Source organism: Corynebacterium sp. CNCTC7651 (genome assembly GCF_021496665.1).
Classification (GTDB): domain Bacteria; phylum Actinomycetota; class Actinomycetes; order Mycobacteriales; family Mycobacteriaceae; genus Corynebacterium.
The window spans coordinates 866691-884591 of record NZ_CP071246.1 but is presented as its reverse complement, the minus strand read 5'-3'; the positions used below and the strand labels follow the sequence as shown (position 1 = coordinate 884591).

Sequence of the window (17901 nt, the reverse complement as noted above, 5' to 3'; positions counted from 1 at the left end):
CTGCCAACTTTCCTACTGCTACCCCGGCAACCCCACCGCGTGTCCCCGAACGCCGCGTGTCCCCGAACACCGTCCGCGCTCGGGCTAAAGTGTGGCTCATGCTTTCAACGATGCAGGAGGTGCCGTTTTCCGTCGCCAGGATCCTGGAGTACGGGTCCACCACGCACGGTCAAACCAAGTGCACCACCTGGCGCACTGGCGGGGCGGAAGAGACCACGTTTGCCACCATCGGCGCACGTGCGGGGGCTTTCGCGAACGCGCTGCACGATGAGTTGGGCATTGACGGGGACCAGCGCGTAGCCACGTTCCTCTACAACTGCTCCGAGCACGTGGAGGTGATGTTCGCCGTCGCGGCCAAGGGCGCCGTGTTCACGCCGCTGAACATCCAGTTGATGGAGGACCAGATCGCCTACATCGTCAACCACTCCGAGGCGAAGGTGATCGTGGCGGATCCTCGTCTGGCAGAGAAGCTGGGCCGTGTGCTCGAGCGCTGCCCCCAAGTTGTAGCGGTGGCGTTCACCGGCTTGGAGCCGGTGGAAAAACTAGCGCAGGCGCTTCCGGCAAACGTCGATACGCGCAGCTATGAGCAGCTGCTGGACGGGCGCTCCACGATTTTCGCCTGGCCCACCCTGCCGGAAACCACCGCGGCGGCGCTGGTGTACTCCACCGCGACCACGGGCGCGCCGAAGGGTGTGGCCTACTCGCACCGCTCCCTGTGGCTCGAGGCGATGAGTCTGCGCGCGACGGATTCGCTGGCGGTAGCGCACGGCGAGTCTTTCCTGTGCTGCATTCCCATCTACCACGTGCTCAGCTGGGGCGTGCCATTCGCGGCGTTCCTCGCGGGCACCCCGCTCGTGCTCCCGGATTCGGACGTGTCTGCGCCGACGCTGGCCAAACTCATCGCTTCCACCCACCCGCGTGTGGCGCACGGCGTGCCCACGCTGTGGATCCAGCTCATGGTGCACTACCTGCACAACCCGCCGGAACGCATGAGTCTCCAAGAGATTTACGTCGGCGGCTCCCCTGCCCCGCCCGGCTTGATCAAAGTGTGGGAGGAACGCTACGGCGTGGATGTGGTGCACGTGTGGGGCATGACCGAGACCTCCACCGTGGGCACCGTGTCCAGGCCCCCGTCGGGCGCTGCAGGTGAGGCGCGCTGGGCGTACCGCGTGTCCCAGGGCCGTTTCGCCCCCTGGCTGGAATACCGCGTGGTCAACGACGGACGCGTGATGGCTGCGAACGACCTCACCCAGGGCGAGATCCAGGTCCGCGGCAACCTGGTGGCCAAGGAGTACTACCACTCCCCCACGCAGGAAGCGGGCCAGTTGGCCAGCGAGTTCAGGGGTGAATCCATCACGGACGAGCGGGAGCACTTCACCGCGGACGGCTGGCTGCGAACCGGCGACGTGGGCACCGTGACGCACGACGGGTTCATGACGCTCTACGACCGCGCCCGCGACGTCATCCGCTCCGGCGGCGAGTGGATTTACTCTGCGCAGGTGGAAAACCTCATCATGGAGTCCGACATGGTGATCGAGTGCGCCGTGATCGGCATTCCGGACAAAAAGTGGGGAGAGCGCCCGCTGGCTGTGACTGTGCTGCACCCGGAGTTCGAGCCGACGGAGGAGACTGCGGCGGCGCTCCGCTCCGGCTTGGCGGATGTGCTGCCGCGCTGGATGGCACCGGAGTACTGGACGTTCGTGCGCTCCATCGACAAGACCAGCGTGGGCAAGTTTGACAAGAAGGACCTGCGCAAGCATCTCAAGCGCGACGAGTTCGACATCATCGCCCTGCCGGGCCCGGGCAACCGCTCGCGGAAGGTGGAGCCGGAGGGGGCCGCGGAGGCCTCCTCCCCTGCGCAGGCGCCGGAGGGGGCCGCGGACTAACGCCACCGGCCGCGCCCCGCCTATCATTGGGCGCACTATGGCTCCGAAGGCACCATCCACCCTCGTTGACTCGTACGGCCGCACCGCGCGCGACCTGCGCGTCAGCCTCACGGACCGCTGCAACCTCCGCTGCACGTACTGCATGCCCGCAGACGGACTGGAGTGGCTGCCCACGGAGCACACGCTTGACGACGGCGAGGTGATCCGCCTCATCCGCATCGCCGTGGAACAGCTGGGCATCCGCCAAGTCCGCTTCACCGGCGGCGAGCCGCTTTTGCGCCGCTCCCTCGAGGACATCGTTCGGGCGACGAAGGGCTTGCGTGCCGACGACGGCTTGAACCCAACCACCGCGCTCACCACCAATGCGCTGGGGTTAGACCGCCGCGCTGCCGGTTTGGCCGCCGCTGGGTTGGACCGCATCAACATCTCCTTGGACACCGTGGACCGCGAGCAGTACGCGGCACTGACCCGGCGCGACCGGCTCCCCGATGTGATTGCGGGCATCGATGCCGCGCTGGCCGCGGGGCTCACGCCTGTGAAAATCAACGCCGTGGTGATGCCGGGTGTGAATGAGGACGCGGTGTGCGACCTGGCAGACTTCGCCCTTGTCCGCGGCCTGGAGCTGCGGTTCATCGAGCAGATGCCGCTTGGCCCCCGCGAGAAGTGGGACCGCACGAACATGGTCACCGCTGAGGAGATCCTGGGACGGTTGAAGGAACGTTTCGACCTCTCCCCGGCCGCCGAGCCACGCGGTGCCGCTCCCGCCGCACGCTGGGACATCGCAGACCCCGCGACCGGCCGCCGCGGCCGCGTGGGCATCATCGCATCTGTTACCCACCCTTTTTGCGGCGCGTGCGACCGCACCCGCCTGACCACCGACGGCGCCGTGCGCTCCTGCCTCTTCTCCGCCGCCGCGGACGAGGTCTCCCTCCGCGACGCCATGCGCGCCGGCGCGAGCGACGATGAACTCGCTGCACTGTGGGCGGGCGCGATGTGGGCGAAAAAGCCCGGCCACGGCATCGACGATCCGGGGTTCTTGAAACCGGAACGCCTGATGAGCGAGATCGGCGGCTAAGCCCCGTGACCCCGCGCTCCATTGCCGAGCACACAGCCCCGCGCACCATCGCCGAGCACGCCGCCGCGGTCCTCGCCCTCGCCGGCCTCGCCCGCCCCGGCACGCAGCGCCTCCCGCTTTTCGACGCCGCAGGCCTCCACCTCGCCGCCGACGTGCCAGCACGCTTCGCTGTGCCACCCTTCGACAACGCCGCGATGGACGGCTTCGCTGTCCATGCGTCTGATGTCGCCGGAGCGACTGGCGACACCGCCGCAGGTACACCGGTCACCCTCCCCGTCGCCGGCGACATTCCCGCCGGCGCGCATGCGGAATCGTGCCCGCCGGGCAACGCGGTCCGCGTGATGACGGGCGCGCCCGTCCCACCCGGAAGCGACATCGTGGTCATCCCTGTCGAGCAGACTGACATCCCCCGCGGCCCCGTGCCGCTGCCTGCGGAAGTCACTATCCAGGACGTACAGGCCGGTCGGGACCACATCCGGCGGGCGGGGTCGAACGTGGGGGTTGGGGGGATCGTCGCAAGGCAAGGTGCCCTTGTGGATGCCGGCACCCTCGCCGCGCTGGTAGCTACCGGCGTGCGGGAGGTGAAGGTGACGGCGAGACCGCAGGTGGCCGTGATCTCGACCGGGGACGAGCTCGTCCCCTGGCCCGGCGAGATCCAGGGCGCGCAAATCCCGAACTCGAACCTGCCCATGCTGGCCGCCATCGCCCGGGCTGCGGGCGCGGAGGTCACCCAGCTGCACGCCCGCGACGGCGCGGCAGAGTTCCGTTCGCTTTTGGGCAGCGCCTGCGCGGAGCACAACTTGGTTGTCACCTCCGGCGGGGTGAGCGCCGGCGCGTTCGACGTGGTCCGGGAGGTGCTTGAGGGTACAGACGCGGCGGGCAGCTCCGACGGCGCAGCCTGGTTCGGCCACGTCGCGCAACGCCCCGGCGGCCCGCAAGGTCTGGCAACGTGGCGCGGCACCCCGGTGGTGTGCCTTCCCGGCAACCCGGTGGCGGCGTTCGTCTCCGCGCACCTCTACCTCGCCCCGCTTATCCGCGCCGCCGCGGGCGAGACTCGCGGCCTGCTCCCCCACGAGCGCCCGCGAGTGCGCGCCAGCGTCGCCCCCGACTTCCCTCGGCCCAAGCCCGGCACCACCCTCCTCGTGCCGGTGCGGCTGGACTACGGTGAAACAACCCCGCGGGCCGAGGCGCTCTCCCCGCTCGCTCCGGGCTCCCACATGGTTGCCACGCTGGTGGGTTGTGACGGGGTGGCGGTCCGGGAAGCGTCGTCAAGCATGGGCCCCGAAGTGGACGTGCTGCTGATCTGAGGCCGCAACCCCTGCTTGCCGTAGGAGAGGCGGCGGTGCAGGCGCTCGAACGGGCCGGGCTGGCCGGCGAGTTCGAGCAGGCAAGCGGCGACCAGGGTGAGCGCCCAGACCAGCACGCCCAGCCACATCTGCTGCGGGATGGTGAGCGCGAGCAGGGTGGACGCGGGGACGGTGAGCAGGATCGGCACCATGATGAGGGATTGGCCCACGTAGCCGCTCATCGAGCGCTTTCCGAGTGCGACGAACGGCCACAGCCACCACGGTGTACCCGCGCCGGCCGCGACGCGGCGCTGCACCGGTTCCAGCGCAAGCGCCACGGCGGCGACGATGCCTGGGCCGGTGAGCAGGCCCATGACCACGTTGGCGGAGTGCAGCGTGGCCTCCCACTCGTAGGGCAGCACCCCGATCGCGGACAGGCCCCACGGTAAACCGATGAGCAAGATCACCGCGGCCGCACCCCACGTCCACCTCAGCAGCATCCGCCGGTGGGCTGCCACCTTACCCAGCACCCCAGCGCGGCCCCAGGTGAAACCGACCAGGACCGGCGGGAGCAGCATGACCGCGAGGAACGGGGCGGCGATCGCAGTTTCCAGCACTAAGCGCAAGTTGCTCACCAGCTGAGGGAGGTTGGTGGGCGCGTCAATGGGCAGCGTGCCAGCTTTATCCGCCATGGATTCCGGATCAGCCCCCGAGGCGAACACGGAGATCGCGTTGCCGAGGAACATGATGCCGAAGCAGATGCCGGCGATCCACAACAACACCTTGTCGTTGCGCGTGAGCAGGAATGCCACGATGATGCCCAAACAGCCGTAGGTGAACATGATGTCGAAACTGAAGAGCAGCGTGATGTGCACGGCACCAAGTGCGAGGAGCCAGGCGTAGCGCCGGATTATGAGCCGACGGGCTTCCTTCGCCGTGTACCCGCGCTGAGCCAGGCTGACAGAGATCATGCCGATGCCCACACCCAGCAGCGTGGAGAACATCGGCAGCCCGCGGGCATGCACGAACATGGCTTGGAAGACAATCAGCAGCTGTTCCGCCAGCGTCGGCGCGCCGCTGTACCCGCCGAATTGCTCCGCGTGCTCCACACCGAAGTGGGGCAGCCAGGCTGTGGGGATGTTCGCCAGGATGATGCCCAGAAGCGCCATGCCGCGCGCCACATCAGGGGCGAGATAACGGACGGTCGTGGCGGAGCGTTGCCTTTGGGGCTGGGGTTGGAGCTGGCGCGTTTCCATACCTCTATTACACGCCTGCCCGCTGACCACCGGCGAGGGGGATGACCCTGATTCGCACCCTGATCTTTGCCCCGGTGATGTTCGCCTCCGTGATTATTGCCGCAGTGCCGTAGTGTCTGCCCCATGGAATTCACGCACCTGAACGGCGGCGGCGAGGCCTACATGGTCGATGTCACCGCGAAGCAACCCACGGTCCGCGAAGCCACGGCGCAGGGCGAGGTCGCCTGTTCCCCCGAAGTCATGCAGGCGCTTCGCGACGGTACCGTGCCCAAGGGCGATGTTTTGGCCGTCGCCCGTGTGGCGGGCATTGCGGCGGCGAAGCGCGTGCCGGAGCTGCTTCCCCTCGCCCACACCATCGGGGTCCACGGGTGCGCGGTAGAGCTGGCGCTGGAGAGCGACCACGTGGCAATTACCGCAACCGTGCGCACCGCCGACCGCACCGGCGTGGAGATGGAGGCGCTCACCGCCGTGAGCGTCGCCGCCCTCAACGTGATCGACATGGTCAAGGGTGTAGACCGGACAGCCTACGTCCGCCGCATGGCATCACCGCGAAATCCGGTGGCCGCTCCGGTGACTGGTCCCGCGAGCTGCCGCAGTGACCTCCCCCATCGGCGTAATCATCCTCGCCGGCGGCCGCTCCTCCCGCATGGGCGCGGACAAGGCGCAGGTGCGCGTCGACGGCTCCCGGCTTATCGACGTTTGCTCGCACCACCTCCCCGCCCACTGGCCCCGCGTGGTGGTCTCCCCGCAGAACTTGGACCTGGACCCGGCCGTAGCGCCCACCGTGAGCGAAGACCCGCCGTTCGGCGGGCCGGTGGCCGGCATCGCCGCGGGCCTTGCACGGCTCACCGGCGTGGACGGTGCGGACGGCGTGGACGGGGTGGACCTCATCGCCGTTGTCGCCGTGGACGCGCCGCGCTCCGGCACCCTGATTCCCCGCCTCGCCGAGGCGCTGGACGCTGCGGGCCCAGGCGCGGACGCCGCCTCGATCGTCTCCGCCGACGGCCGCATCCAACCCCTCTGCGCGCTGTGGCGGCGCAGGGCTCTGGAAGACGCCCTTGCTGCGGTGGATCCCCGCGGCGCCCCGGCCATGGCGCTCCTGCGCCGGGCGCGTGCGGCGGGCAGGCTGGTCACCGTGCCCGGCGACGGCGCGGAGACGGATTACGACACTCCGGAGGAGCTCGCGGCGCTGGGTAGGGTGGACCTGTGAACAACACCCAGCGCACCGCTGCCGCGCTCGCAGCCGCCGCCGGCCTCGCTGCCTGCGGCGCACCGGCGCCGCAGGACTTGACGGTGTTCGGGGCGGCGTCGACACGCGTGCTCAACGAGGACCTGCAGGCTCTATCGGACCCGGAGCTGGTGTTTGTCAACGCCGGCTCGGCTGACCTGCTGCAGCAGCTCGCGGCGGGCGCACCCGGCGATGTCCTCATCACCGCGGACGCCCCCACCATGGAAAGGGCCGTCGCAGCCGGCGTAGCCGAGAACCCGCGGGTGGTTGCAACGAACACGCTGGTCTTGGTGGTACCGAAGGGCAACCCGGCCGGCATCGCCCGGGTGGAGGACGCAGCCGGCCCCGGCGTGAGCCTGGTGATCTGCGATGCGCAGGTCCCCTGCGGCGCCCTGACCCGCACGCTGGCGGCCGCGAACAACCTGCAGCTCAATCCGGTCTCGCTGGAACACAGCGTGACAGACACCCTGGGCAAGGTGGTTTCTGCTGAAGCGGACGCGGGCTTCGTCTACGCCACTGACGCGGCCGCCGCCGGCGACGCCGTCGAGGTCATCGAGATCCCCCACGCCGCCGAGCATCGCAACGAACTGGTTGCCGCCATAGCCACCACCACCGACGACCGCGCCGCCGCCGAGGCCTTCGTGGAGCTGTTGCTTTCCGACGCCGCCCGCAACATCTGGTCCTCCCACGGCTTCACCCCGGCTGGCTAACCGCGCCCAATGCCTGAAACCGCCCAGCGAAGCACCGCACCAACCCGCATTCAGCCGCGGGTGCCGGTTGCCGTCGCGACGCTGGCCGCGGTAGCGCTGGCCACCATCGTGCTGCCCATCGCGGCGCTCGGCCTGCGTGTGCCGTGGGCTGGGCTCGGCGCAATAGCCGCGGACCCCGCCACGAGCGAGATGCTGCGCGTAACGCTCGCGTCCGCGCTCTTGGCCACGCTCCTGTGCTTGCTGCTCGGGCTGCCGCTGGCGCTCTGGATGCAGCGTGGCCGGAACACCGCCCACCTCGCGCGCCTGCTGGTGCTGCTCCCGCTCGCGCTGCCGCCCGTGGTGGCCGGCCTCGCGCTCACAGCACTCCTGGGCAACCGCGGGGCGCTGGCGCCGCTACTCAACGCCACCGGGATCACCTTCGCCTTCGCCTTCCCCGGCGTGGTTGCCGCGCACACCTTCATCGCGCTGCCGTTTGTGGTGATCACCCTGGACACCGCCCTGCGCCAGCTGGATCCGGAGGTGGTTGATTCCGCCCACGGCGTGGGGCTCAGCCCGGCCACCACCATCCGGAAGGTGGTGCTTCCCGCTATCCGCCCCGCGCTGGTTTCCGCGGCGGGGCTCGCGTTCGCGCGCTCACTCGGCGAATTCGGCACAACACTCACGTTCGCGGGATCAATGCCGGGCACCACCCGCACCATGCCGCTTGGCATCTACCTCGCCCGCGAGATAGACCAAGACTTGGCCTACGGCCTCGCGGCAATCCTCGTCGCACTGGCCCTGGCTACCCTCGCCCTGTCGCTCCTCCCGACGCTGCTGCACCGCGACCCCGCGCCCCAAGCCCGCGAAACCGGCAGCATCGACATCACCGGCCTCGCCGAGCTGACCCGCCCCGCCGCGGAACCACCGGCCATCACCGCCGGAACCTCGACATTCCCGGCGGGCACCGTCACCGCCCTCATCGGCCCGAACGGCGCCGGCAAGACCACCCTCGCCGGCCGCATTGCCGGCAGGCTCACCGGTCTGACCATCGCCATCGGCGGGCGCACCCTCCAAGACGACACCCGCACGCACGTCCCGCCGCACCAACGCGGCGTGGTCCTACTCACCCAGAACCCGGGCCTGCCGCCCACCGCCACGGCGCTCACCGCGGTCGAGATGGTCGCGGGCACCGACCGCGCACGCGAACTCCTCGCCGCGGCGGGCCGCAGGGCCTGGCCACCTGGCGCGGCACCCCGGTGGTGTGCCTTCCCGGCAACCCGGTGGCGGCGTTCGTCTCCGCGCACCTCTACCTGAGCCCGCTCATCCGCGCCGCCGCGGGCGAGACTCGCGGCCTGCTCCCCCACGAGCGCCCGCGAGTGCGCGCCAGCGTCGCCCCCGACTTCCCTCGGCCCAAGCCCGGCACCACCCTCCTCGTGCCGGTGCGGCTGGACTACGGTGAAACAACCCCGCGGGCCGAGGCGCTCTCCCCGCTCGCTCCGGGCTCCCACATGGTTGCCACGCTGGTGGGTTGTGACGGGGTGGCGGTCCGGGAAGCGTCGTCAAGCAAGAGCCCCGAAGTGGACGTGCTGCTGATCTGAGGCCGCAACCCCTGCTTGCCGTAGGAGAGGCGGCGGTGCAGGCGCTCGAACGGGCCGGGCTGGCCGGCGAGTTCGAGCAGGCACGCCGCGACCAGGGTGATCGCCCAGACCAGCACGCCCAGCCACATCTGCTGCGGGATGGTGAGCGCGAGCAGGGTGGACGCGGGGACGGTGAGCAGGATCGGCACCATGATGAGGGATTGGCCCACGTAGCCGCTCATCGAGCGCTTTCCGAGTGCGACGAACGGCCGCAACCACCACGGTGTGCCCGCTCCAGCCTCCACGCGGCGCTGCATCGGCTCCAGCGCAAGCGCCACGGCGGCGACGATGCCTGGGCCGGTGAGCAGGCCCATGACCACGTTGGCGGAGTGCAGCGTGGCCTCCCACTCGTAGGGCAGCACCCCGATCGCGGACAGGCCCCACGGCAAGCCGACCAGGAGGATCACTGTAACCGCAACCCACACCCAGCACGTGAGCTCGCGGCGGTGGTCCGCCACATTGCCCAGTACCCCGGCGCGGCCCCAGATGTAGCCGACCAGCACCGGCGGGAGCAGCAGCAGTGCGAAGAACGGGGTGGCAATGACAGATACCAGCACCGTACCCAGGTTGTTCAGCAGCTCGGCGCCGGTTGTGGGCGCGTCTACGGGGATGGTGCCCACTTTGTCCGCGAGAAGGTCCGGATCACCCCCAAACGTGATCACAGGGGTTGCGGTGCCCAGCGCCATGAGGGCGAAGCACACTCCGGCAATCCACCGCAGCGCCGTGTCGCTGCGCCTGAGCAGGAAGGCGACGATGATGCCAAGGCAGCCGTAGGTGACCATGATGTCGCCGCTGAACAGCAGCGCCATGTGCACTGCCCCCAAAGCCAGCAGCCACGCGTAGCGCCGGATCATGAGGCGCCGGGCCTCCTTCGGCGTGTACCCGCGCTTGGCCAGGCTGACCGCGATCATGCCGATGCCCACGCCCAGCAGCGTGGAGAACATCGGCAGCCCGCGCACGTGCACGAACATCGCCTGGAAAACAATGCACAGTTGCTCCGCCAGCGTGGGAGCTCCGCTGTACCCGCCGAAGTGCTCCGCGTATTCCGCGCCGTAGTGCGGCAGCCACGCGGTGGGGATGTTCGCCAAGATGATGCCCAAAAGCGCCATGCCGCGCGCCACGTCGGGGGCGAGATAGCGGACGGTCGTGGCGCTGCGCTGCGGCCGGGGTCGCCGCGGGGCCGGCTGGGGCGGACGGTGCAGGGGTTGGAGCTGGCGCGTTTCCATACCTCTATTACACGCCTCGGCGGCACCCGCCCGCGAGGGGGATCACCCTGAACCGCACCCTGATTCTCCGCCGCAGTGGTGTTCGCCTCCGTGATTATTGCCGCGGTGCCGTAGTGTCTGCCCCATGGAATTCACGCACCTGAACGGCAGCGGCGAGGCCTACATGGTCGATGTCACGGCGAAACAACCCACCGTCCGCGAGGCCACGGCGCAGGGCGAGGTCGCCTGCTCGCCCGAGGTCATGCAGGCGCTTCGCGATGGCACCGTGCCCAAGGGCGACGTGCTGGCCGTCGCGCGGGTGGCGGGTATCGCGGCCGCCAAGCGCGTGCCCGAGCTGCTCCCCCTCGCCCACACCATCGGGGTCCACGGGTGCGCGGTGGAGCTCACGCTTGCCGACGATCACGTGGCCATCCAAGCCACAGTCCGCACCGCCGACCGCACCGGCGTGGAGATGGAAGCGCTCACCGCCGTGAGCGTCGCTGCCCTCAACGTCATCGACATGGTCAAGGGCGTGGACCGGACCGCTTATATCCGCCGCATGGGCATCACCGCAAAATCCGGCGGCCGCTCCGGCGACTGGTCCCGCGAGCTGCCGCAGTGACCGCCCCCATCGGCGTAATCATCCTCGCCGGCGGCCGCTCCTCCCGCATGGGCGCGGACAAGGCGCAGGTGCGCGTCGACGGCTCCCGGCTTATCGACGTTTGCTCGCACCACCTCCCCGCCCACTGGCCCCGCGTGGTGGTCTCCCCGCAGGACTTGGGCTTGGACCCAGCCGTAGTGCCGACTGTGAGCGAGGAGCCGCCGTTCGGTGGTCCGGTGGCCGGCATCGCAGCGGGCCTTGCACGGCTCACCGGCGTGGACGGTGCGGACGGCGTGGACGGGGTGGACCTCATCGCCGTTGTCGCCGTGGACGCGCCGCGCTCCGGCACCCTGATTCCCCGCCTCGCCGAGGCGCTGGACGCTGCGGGCCCAGGCGCGGACGCCGCCTCGATCGTCTCCGCCGACGGCCGCATCCAACCCCTCTGCGCGCTGTGGCGGCGCAGGGCTCTGGAAGACGCCCTTGCTGCGGTGGATCCCCGCGGTGCCCCGGCCATGGCGCTCCTGCGCCGGGCGCGTGCGGCGGGCAGGCTGGTCACCGTGCCCGGCGACGGCGCGGAGACGGATTACGACACTCCGGAAGAGCTCGCGGCGCTGGGTAAGGTGGACCTGTGAACAACACCCAGCGCACCGCCGCCGCGCTCGCAGCCGCCGCCGGCCTCGCTGCCTGCGGCGCACCGGCGCCGCAGGATTTGACGGTGTTCGGGGCGGCGTCGACACGCGTGCTCAACGAGGACCTGCAGGCTCTATCGGGCCCGGAGCTGGTGTTTGTCAACGCCGGCTCGGCCGACCTGCTGCAGCAGCTCGCGGCGGGCGCGCCCGGCGATGTGCTCATCACCGCGGACGCCGCGACCATGGAAAGGGCCGTCGCCGCCGGCGTAGCCGAACATCCGCGGGTGGTTGCAACGAACACGCTGGTCTTGGTGGTGCCGAAGGGCAACCCGGCCGGCATCGCCCGGGTGGAGGACGCAGCCGGCCCCGGCGTGAGCCTGGTGATCTGCGATGCGCAGGTCCCCTGCGGCGCCGCCACCCGAACGCTGGCGGCCGCGAACAACCTGCAGCTCAATCCGGTCTCGCTGGAACACAGCGTGACCGACACCCTGGGCAAAGTGGTTTCTGCTGAAGCGGACGCGGGCTTCGTCTACGCCACGGACGCGGCCGCCGCGGGTGGTGCCGTCGAGGTCATCGAGATCCCCCACGCCGCCGAGCACCGCAACGAACTGGTTGCCGCCATAGCCACCACCACCACCACCGACCGCGCCGCCGCCGAAGCCTTCGTGGAGCTGCTGCTTTCCGACGCCGCCCGCAACATCTGGTCCTCCCACGGCTTCACCCCGGCTGGCTAACCGCGCCCAATGCCTGAAACCACCCAGCGAAGCACCGCGCCAACCCGCATTCAACCGCGGGTGCCCGCTGCCGTCGCAGCGCTGGCCGCGGCGGCCCTGGCTGCGATCGTCCTGCCCGTCGCGGCGCTCGGGCTGCGCGTGCCCTGGGCCGACATCGGCGGCATCGCGACGGATCCCGCCACGCGCGAGATGCTGCGGGTCACGCTTGTGGCCGCGCTCTTAGCAACGTTGTCGAGTCTCGTGCTCGGGCTGCCGCTGGCGCTCTGGATGCAGCGTGGCCGGAACACCGCGCATCTGGCCCGCCTACTGGTGCTGCTCCCGCTCGCGCTGCCGCCCGTGGTGGCGGGTCTGGCGCTCACCGCGCTCATCGGCAAACGCGGGGCGCTCGCCCCGCTTCTGGACGCTACCGGCATCACCTTCGCCTTCGCCTTCCCCGGCGTGGTTGCCGCGCACACCTTCATCGCGCTGCCGTTCGTCGTCATCACCCTTGACGCCGCGTTGCGCCAGCTGGACCCAGAGGTGACAGACTCCGCCCAGGGCGTGGGGCTCAGCCCGGCCACCACCATCCGGAAGGTGGTGCTTCCCGCTATCCGCCCCGCGCTGGTTTCCGCGGCGGGGCTCGCGTTCGCGCGCTCGCTGGGAGAATTCGGCACCACGCTCACCTTCGCCGGCTCGATGCCGGGCACCACCCGCACCATGCCGCTTGGCATCTACCTCGCCCGCGAAATCGACCAGGACCTCGCGTACGGCCTCGCGGCAATCCTCGTCGCGCTGGCTCTGGCTACCCTCGCCCTGTCGCTCCTCCCGACGCTGCTGCACCGCGACCCCGCGCCGCAAGCTCGGGCGACGCACCCCCTCGACATTCAACGCCTCGCCGAGCTCACCCGCCCCGCCGCGGAACCACCGGCCATCACCGCCGGAACCTCGACATTCCCGGCGGGCACCGTCACCGCGCTGATCGGCCCGAACGGCGCCGGCAAGACCACCCTCGCCGGCCGCATTGCCGGCAGGCTCACCGGCCTGACCATCGCCATCGGCGGGCGCACCCTCCAAGACGACACCCGCACGCACGTCCCGCCCCACCAGCGCGGCGTAGTCCTGCTCACGCAAAACCCGGGCCTGCCGCCCACCGCCACCGCGCTCGGTGCCGTCGCCATGGTTGCCGGCACCGGGACGGCCCAAGCGCAGCGCGCACGCGCACTCCTCGCCGCGGCGGGCCTCCAAGAACTCGCCGACGTTCCCGTCCCCGCCCTCTCCGGCGGACAGGCCGCACAGGTGGCGCTGGTCCGCGCCCTCGCAGCGCGCCCCGCGGTGCTGATTCTGGACGAGCCCCTCGCCGCCATCGACGCCCAAGCCGCAGCCCAGTGGCGTCGATTCCTCCAGGCCACCAAGCACCACCGCACCACGATCCTGATCACCCACGCATATACGGACATCGCCACGCTGGCCGATCACGTCGCCGTCATGGAGCGCGGCGAGGTGATTGCGCTGCGCCCTGCCGCCGAGGAGCTGCGCGCCCCCTCCAGCGCCTTCAGCGCGCGGCTTGCCGGGACGAACTGGCTCCCCGGCACCCTCGACCCGCAAGCCCAGGCGCTGGTCACAGACTTCGGGGCTATGCAAGGAAGCGTCGATAAGCATGGCCCCGGTGCCGCGGTGTTTTCCGCACGCGACGTGCGCCTCGCCCCGGCCGGCTTCGCGCGGGCGGCAACCGTCGCCTCAGTCGATGCCCTCCCGACAGGCGAGATGGCCGTCGAGCTCGCCGGCGGCAACGGCGTGCTCATCGCCATCGCAGATCGCCCTTACACCCCCAGCGAGGCCGTGACCTGGGACGTCGACCCCGCCCGGGTCACCCTCCGAGCGCTCTAGCCGCCCGCGAACGGCGGCAACACATCCACGCGCGCAGCCCCCTCGAGCGATGCGGACGGCTCTGCCCGCAGACCGTCCACCAGGAACGAGCAGCGCGGCAGGATTGGCTGGAGTGCGGGGTGGTTCGAGGAAGCGTCGGCAAGCAACAGCTCCAGCGTCGGGTACTGGCCAACCTCCTCCTCGCTCACCCCGGCGGCGGCGCGGGCGGCGGCGAAATAGTTGATGCGCATGGGGCTAGAGTAGCTGCCATGCAACGCACGCCCGAAGCCCACCTCGCCGCCGTGCGCGAGCTCGTCCCCGCGCGTGAGCCGCGGAGCACCTTGCTTTTCGACGCTTCCTTGCACCACGCCACCCTCACCGAAGACGTGGTGGCCACGGTGGATTCGCCGGCGTTCGACAACTCGCAGATGGACGGGTACGCGCTCGGGTTCGTGGAGGCCGAGGAGGCGCAGGTGGGACCGACGGTGCCCGCGGGTGTGGACCCGGAGGCGTTGTATCCGGCCGGGCTCGGGTCGCTTGCGGCGCCGGTGATGACCGGGTCGAAGCTGCCCCGCGGCACCGTGCGCGTGGTGCCGGTGGAGGCGTGCGAGCCGCCCCAGTTCCAGGCGGAAGGCGAAACCGTGCGCGTCCCACCCGGGGACGCGGGCCAGTTCGTGCGCCCGCGCGGGGTTGATGTGGCAGCGGGCGACGTGATTGCGCCCGCCGGCACCCGTGTCGGACCTGCGCTGGTGGCGACGCTAGCCGCGCAGGGCATCGACAAGGTGGCGGCCCAGCGCCCCGCGCGGATCCTGCTGGTCACCGGCGGGCGCGAGATCGGCAGCGCGGGCGCGGCGAGCATCCCGGATTCGAACGGGCCGATGCTGCGCGCCCTGGCCGCACGCGCCGGTATTGAGGTGGCGGGCCACGTGCGCACGGACGACGACCCTTCGGTGCTTCGCCAAGCCGTCAGCGATGCGGTTGCCGGTGCGGTTGCGGCAGCCGCGGACTGCGGTGTGGACTGCGGCGTGGACGCGATTGTCACCTCCGGCGGCATCAGTCACGGCAAGTTCGAAGTCGTGCGCCAGGTGTTCAGCGATCACGCCTGGTACGGCCACGTGGCCCAGCAGCCCGGGGGTCCGCAGGGCGTGAGCACTTTCGACGGCATCCCCGTGATTTCGCTGCCCGGCAACCCGGTGTCCACGCTGGTGAGTTTCCGGCTCTACGTCGCGCCGGTGCTCGGCCACGCGCCGGAGCCGGTGCGCGTGCCGCTGGCGGCGTCGGCGGGCGACGTGCGCGGGCTCGACGGCAAGGACCAGTTCCTCCGCGGCCGCATCGAGGACGGCTGCGCGCTGCCCGTCGGCGGCGCCGGCTCCCACTTCATCGCCCAAGCCACCGCTTCGACCTGCCTCATCAGGGTTCCCGCCGGCGCCGCGTTCCACCCCGGCGACCTGACTACGGTCTACCCGCTCTAGCATGGGTGCGGTTATGAGCACTTCGCCCCGCACCGCCTCTCGCCCCTACACCGCCCGCGTCATCGTCGCTTCCACCCGCGCCGCCGCCGGCCACTATGTTGATCGCTCCGGCCCCATCGCCGTGGACTTCCTCCGTGGTGCCGGTTTTGACACCCCCGACGCCACCGTGGTGGCGGACAAGGATGTCGATGCCGCCGTGCGCGCCGCCCTCGCCGCCCGCCCGGACGTGGTCATCACTTCCGGCGGCACGGGCATTACAGCCGACGACCGCACCGTCGAGGCCGTCTCTCCCCACCTCACCCAGGAGATGCCCGGCGTTGTCCAGGCGTTTTACGCGCTCGGGGTGCAGAACACGCCCACCGCCGTGCTCTCCCGCGCCGTGGCCGGCATGGCCGGCCCCACCTTCGTCTTCACAGCTCCCGGCTCCCCCGGAGGCGTGCGCGACGCGTGTGCGGTCCTCGCCCCGCTGCTAGACCACATCGTGGAACTGGCGCCCGCGCCCCAAACCCCTGCGCCCGCGCCCATCAGCCCCGCGCCCGCGGACCCGGCGTACGTTGCGGAGCAGACGGGTCGGGTGCTGGGGAACGTCGTCACGCATGAGCCCCTGGATGCGGACGCGCTCGCGGCGCAGACGGTGACCACGGCGATGGGGGCGCTCGTGCGGTTCGAGGGCATCGTGCGCGACCACGACCACGGCGAACGCGTAGCTACCTTGACCTACGAGGCGCACCCCACCGCCGAGGCCGAGCTCGCTCGCGTGCTCGAGGAGGTCGCAGCCTCGCTCCCCGTCCGCATCGCGGCGGCGCACCGCACGGGCCCGGTGCCCATCGGGGAGCTCGCGTTTGTGGTGGTCGCTGCGGCCGCCCACCGCGGCGACGCGTTCGCCGCCTGCCAGACGGTTGCCGACCGCGTGAAGGCCGAGGTGCCTATTTGGAAGGAGCAGGCGCTCGCCGACGGCACCACCGAGTGGGTGGGCATCGATGGATAGGTACGCGCGCCAAACCGCCCTCATCGGCCCCGCCGCGCAGGCCCGCATCCGCGCCGCCCGCATCGCCGTCATCGGCGCAGGCGGGCTCGGCTCCCCCGCACTGCTCTACCTCGCCGGAGCTGGGGTTGGGCACATCACGCTTATCGACGACGACTTCCTCGACCTCTCCAACCTCCACCGCCAAATCATCCATTCGAGCGCCGATGAGGGTCGCCCGAAGGTCGATTCCGCCGTCGACCGGCTGGCCGGGCTGAACCCGGACGTTGAGGTGGAGGCGGTTCGCGAGCGTTTGGCCTGGTCGAATGCCGTGAATCTGTTGGAGGGCGCCGACGTCGTTTTGGACGGCTCCGACAACTTTGCCACCCGGCATGTGGTCTCCCACGCCTGCGCCCGGTTGGGTGTGCCGCACGTGTGGGGGTCCATCCTGGGCTTTGAGGCGCAGATGAGCGTGTTCTGGGCCGGCCGCGGACCTGTCTACGAGGACCTCTATCCCGCCCCGCCCCCACCCGGGTCCGTGCCTTCGTGCGCCCAGGCCGGCGTGCTCGGCCCGCTGGTGGGCGTGGTGGGCGCCGCCATGGCCGGCGAGGCGTTGAAGCTGGTCACCGGCCTCGGCGAACCCCTTGTTGGCCGCCTTGGCTACTACGACAGCCTCGCCGGGACGTGGGAGTACCTGCCCCTTGTCTCCGACCCAGCCGTCACCGAGCGGGTGTCGGTTTCAGACCCGCCGGGGGCGGACTTTGCCGTCCCGGAGGTTTCCCCGGCCGACCTCGACGTGCCGCCCGCCCCCTCGGCCGTCCCGGAGGTGTCCCCGGCCGACCTCTCCCCCGCGACCCCGATCATCGATGTCCGCGAGCCCCACGAGTTCGCCACCTACCACCTCCCCGGATCCGTGAACGTCCCCCTCGGCGAGATTCTTGCAGGTCAGATGGGTACCGAACCTCCCGCCGGCACTGTGTTCGTCTGTGCGTCCGGAGTGAGGTCAGCCCAAGCCGTGGCCGCCCTCCAAGCCCGCGGGTTCACTGGGTTGGCCAGCCTCCGCGGGGGATTGGGCAGCCTCCAGGACTCTGAGCTGCCCTAGACGCAGCCCCGGCACCCGCTGACAGCTGCCCTGGCAGCCGCCGGCCCCCGCCCCGGGAGCCAAAGTTTGCCAAGTTCCGCACCCACCAGGATTTTTAGGGGCCCGGGAGCGGCATTCGGCAAACTTTGGCGCGGCGGCAGCTCCCAGCGGAGCGTCGCGAGCTCCCAGCGGAGCGTCGCCGGCGAGAGAATCGTCCCGGGATCGCACCCACCTGGTCTTTTAGAGGCCTCGGCGAAGGAATCGGTGGATTCTTTCGCCGGGGGCAGCTCGCAGCGCCGCTGGCGGCAACCCC

The 17901-nt window shown here is 70.6% G+C and carries 15 protein-coding genes and 2 pseudogenes; 14 read left to right on the top strand and 3 right to left on the bottom strand.

Annotation, left to right across the window (positions count from 1 at the left end; genetic code table 11):
* Window positions 1-98: 98 nt before the first annotated feature.
* From JZY91_RS04300 to glp, 3 genes are read left to right on the top strand one after another with little or no spacing between them, the layout of a single operon-like run.
* On the top strand, window positions 99-1886 hold the full coding sequence (locus tag JZY91_RS04300) for a long-chain fatty-acid--CoA ligase (protein ID WP_234948715.1): 1788 nt from the start codon (window positions 99-101) through the stop codon (window positions 1884-1886).
* A 37-nt stretch (window positions 1887-1923) separates the two neighbouring features.
* On the top strand, window positions 1924-2961 hold the full coding sequence (moaA, locus tag JZY91_RS04295) for a GTP 3',8-cyclase MoaA (RefSeq protein WP_234948714.1): 1038 nt from the start codon (window positions 1924-1926) through the stop codon (window positions 2959-2961).
* A gap of 5 nt (window positions 2962-2966) precedes the next feature.
* Complete coding sequence (gene glp / locus JZY91_RS04290) at window positions 2967-4268, top strand: gephyrin-like molybdotransferase Glp (protein WP_234948713.1); 1302 nt, start codon at window positions 2967-2969, stop codon at window positions 4266-4268.
* Between the two features lie 26 nt (window positions 4269-4294).
* Here glp and JZY91_RS04285 read toward each other — a convergent pair.
* Window positions 4295-4825 (bottom strand): annotated as a pseudogene (locus JZY91_RS04285) (DUF418 domain-containing protein); the annotation flags it as partial.
* Window positions 4826-5626: 801 nt separating this feature from the next.
* Between JZY91_RS04285 and moaC (JZY91_RS04280) the strand changes: the two are divergent.
* The 4 genes and pseudogenes from moaC (JZY91_RS04280) (at window position 5627) to JZY91_RS04265 (ending at window position 8734) form a co-directional block, all read left to right on the top strand.
* A pseudogene (gene moaC, locus JZY91_RS04280) lies at window positions 5627-6102 on the top strand (cyclic pyranopterin monophosphate synthase MoaC).
* Window positions 6099-6713 (top strand): molybdenum cofactor guanylyltransferase, encoded by a 615-nt coding sequence (locus JZY91_RS04275; RefSeq protein ID WP_370639263.1) that lies wholly within the window; start codon window positions 6099-6101, stop codon window positions 6711-6713. Before moaC (JZY91_RS04280) ends, JZY91_RS04275 begins: the two are co-directional and overlap by 4 nt.
* Window positions 6710-7441, top strand: a complete 732-nt coding sequence (gene modA, locus JZY91_RS04270; RefSeq protein WP_234948712.1) for a molybdate ABC transporter substrate-binding protein — start codon at window positions 6710-6712, stop codon at window positions 7439-7441. The genes JZY91_RS04275 and modA (JZY91_RS04270) overlap by 4 nt, the downstream gene beginning before the upstream one ends.
* Window positions 7442-7450: 9 nt before the next feature.
* Entirely contained in the window at window positions 7451-8734 is a 1284-nt protein-coding gene (locus JZY91_RS04265) for an ABC transporter permease subunit (RefSeq protein WP_234948711.1), read from the top strand.
* 136 nt (window positions 8735-8870) lie between these two features.
* On the opposite strand, the gene JZY91_RS04260 is transcribed toward JZY91_RS04265, so the two are convergent.
* Window positions 8871-10283, bottom strand: coding sequence for a DUF418 domain-containing protein (locus JZY91_RS04260; protein WP_234948710.1), 1413 nt, complete (start codon window positions 10281-10283; stop codon window positions 8871-8873).
* 124 nt (window positions 10284-10407) lie between these two features.
* Here JZY91_RS04260 and moaC (JZY91_RS04255) point away from each other — a divergent pair, with 124 nt between their 5' ends.
* Genes moaC (JZY91_RS04255) through JZY91_RS04240 form a run of 4 tightly spaced genes read left to right on the top strand, consistent with a single transcriptional unit; the run spans window position 10408 to window position 14092 of the window.
* Complete coding sequence (gene moaC, locus JZY91_RS04255; protein ID WP_234948709.1) at window positions 10408-10884, top strand: cyclic pyranopterin monophosphate synthase MoaC; 477 nt, start codon at window positions 10408-10410, stop codon at window positions 10882-10884.
* On the top strand, window positions 10881-11495 hold the full coding sequence (locus JZY91_RS04250; protein ID WP_370639262.1) for a molybdenum cofactor guanylyltransferase: 615 nt from the start codon (window positions 10881-10883) through the stop codon (window positions 11493-11495). The genes moaC (JZY91_RS04255) and JZY91_RS04250 overlap by 4 nt, the downstream gene beginning before the upstream one ends.
* Window positions 11492-12226, top strand: coding sequence for a molybdate ABC transporter substrate-binding protein (gene modA, locus JZY91_RS04245; protein WP_234948708.1), 735 nt, complete (start codon window positions 11492-11494; stop codon window positions 12224-12226). Before JZY91_RS04250 ends, modA (JZY91_RS04245) begins: the two co-directional genes overlap by 4 nt.
* Window positions 12227-12235: 9 nt before the next feature.
* On the top strand, window positions 12236-14092 hold the full coding sequence (locus JZY91_RS04240) for an ATP-binding cassette domain-containing protein (RefSeq protein WP_234948707.1): 1857 nt from the start codon (window positions 12236-12238) through the stop codon (window positions 14090-14092).
* Here the strand turns inward: JZY91_RS04240 and JZY91_RS04235 are convergent.
* Window positions 14089-14322 carry a MoaD/ThiS family protein gene (locus JZY91_RS04235; RefSeq protein WP_234948706.1) on the bottom strand — a complete coding sequence of 78 codons (234 nt, stop codon included), beginning with the start codon at window positions 14320-14322 and terminating at the stop codon, window positions 14089-14091. The genes JZY91_RS04240 and JZY91_RS04235 overlap by 4 nt on opposite strands.
* An 18-nt stretch (window positions 14323-14340) precedes the next feature.
* Between JZY91_RS04235 and JZY91_RS04230 the strand changes: the two genes are divergently transcribed.
* Genes JZY91_RS04230 through JZY91_RS04215 form a run of 3 tightly spaced genes read left to right on the top strand, consistent with a single transcriptional unit; the run spans window position 14341 to window position 17609 of the window.
* Window positions 14341-15543 (top strand): molybdopterin molybdotransferase MoeA, encoded by a 1203-nt coding sequence (locus JZY91_RS04230; RefSeq protein WP_234948705.1) that lies wholly within the window; start codon window positions 14341-14343, stop codon window positions 15541-15543.
* 13 nt (window positions 15544-15556) lie between these two features.
* Window positions 15557-16531 (top strand): molybdenum cofactor biosynthesis protein MoaE, encoded by a 975-nt coding sequence (locus JZY91_RS11830; RefSeq protein WP_370639261.1) that lies wholly within the window; start codon window positions 15557-15559, stop codon window positions 16529-16531.
* Window positions 16524-17609, top strand: a complete 1086-nt coding sequence (locus JZY91_RS04215) for a ThiF family adenylyltransferase (protein WP_234948704.1) — start codon at window positions 16524-16526, stop codon at window positions 17607-17609. Before JZY91_RS11830 ends, JZY91_RS04215 begins: the two co-directional genes overlap by 8 nt.
* Window positions 17610-17901: the final 292 nt, after the last annotated feature.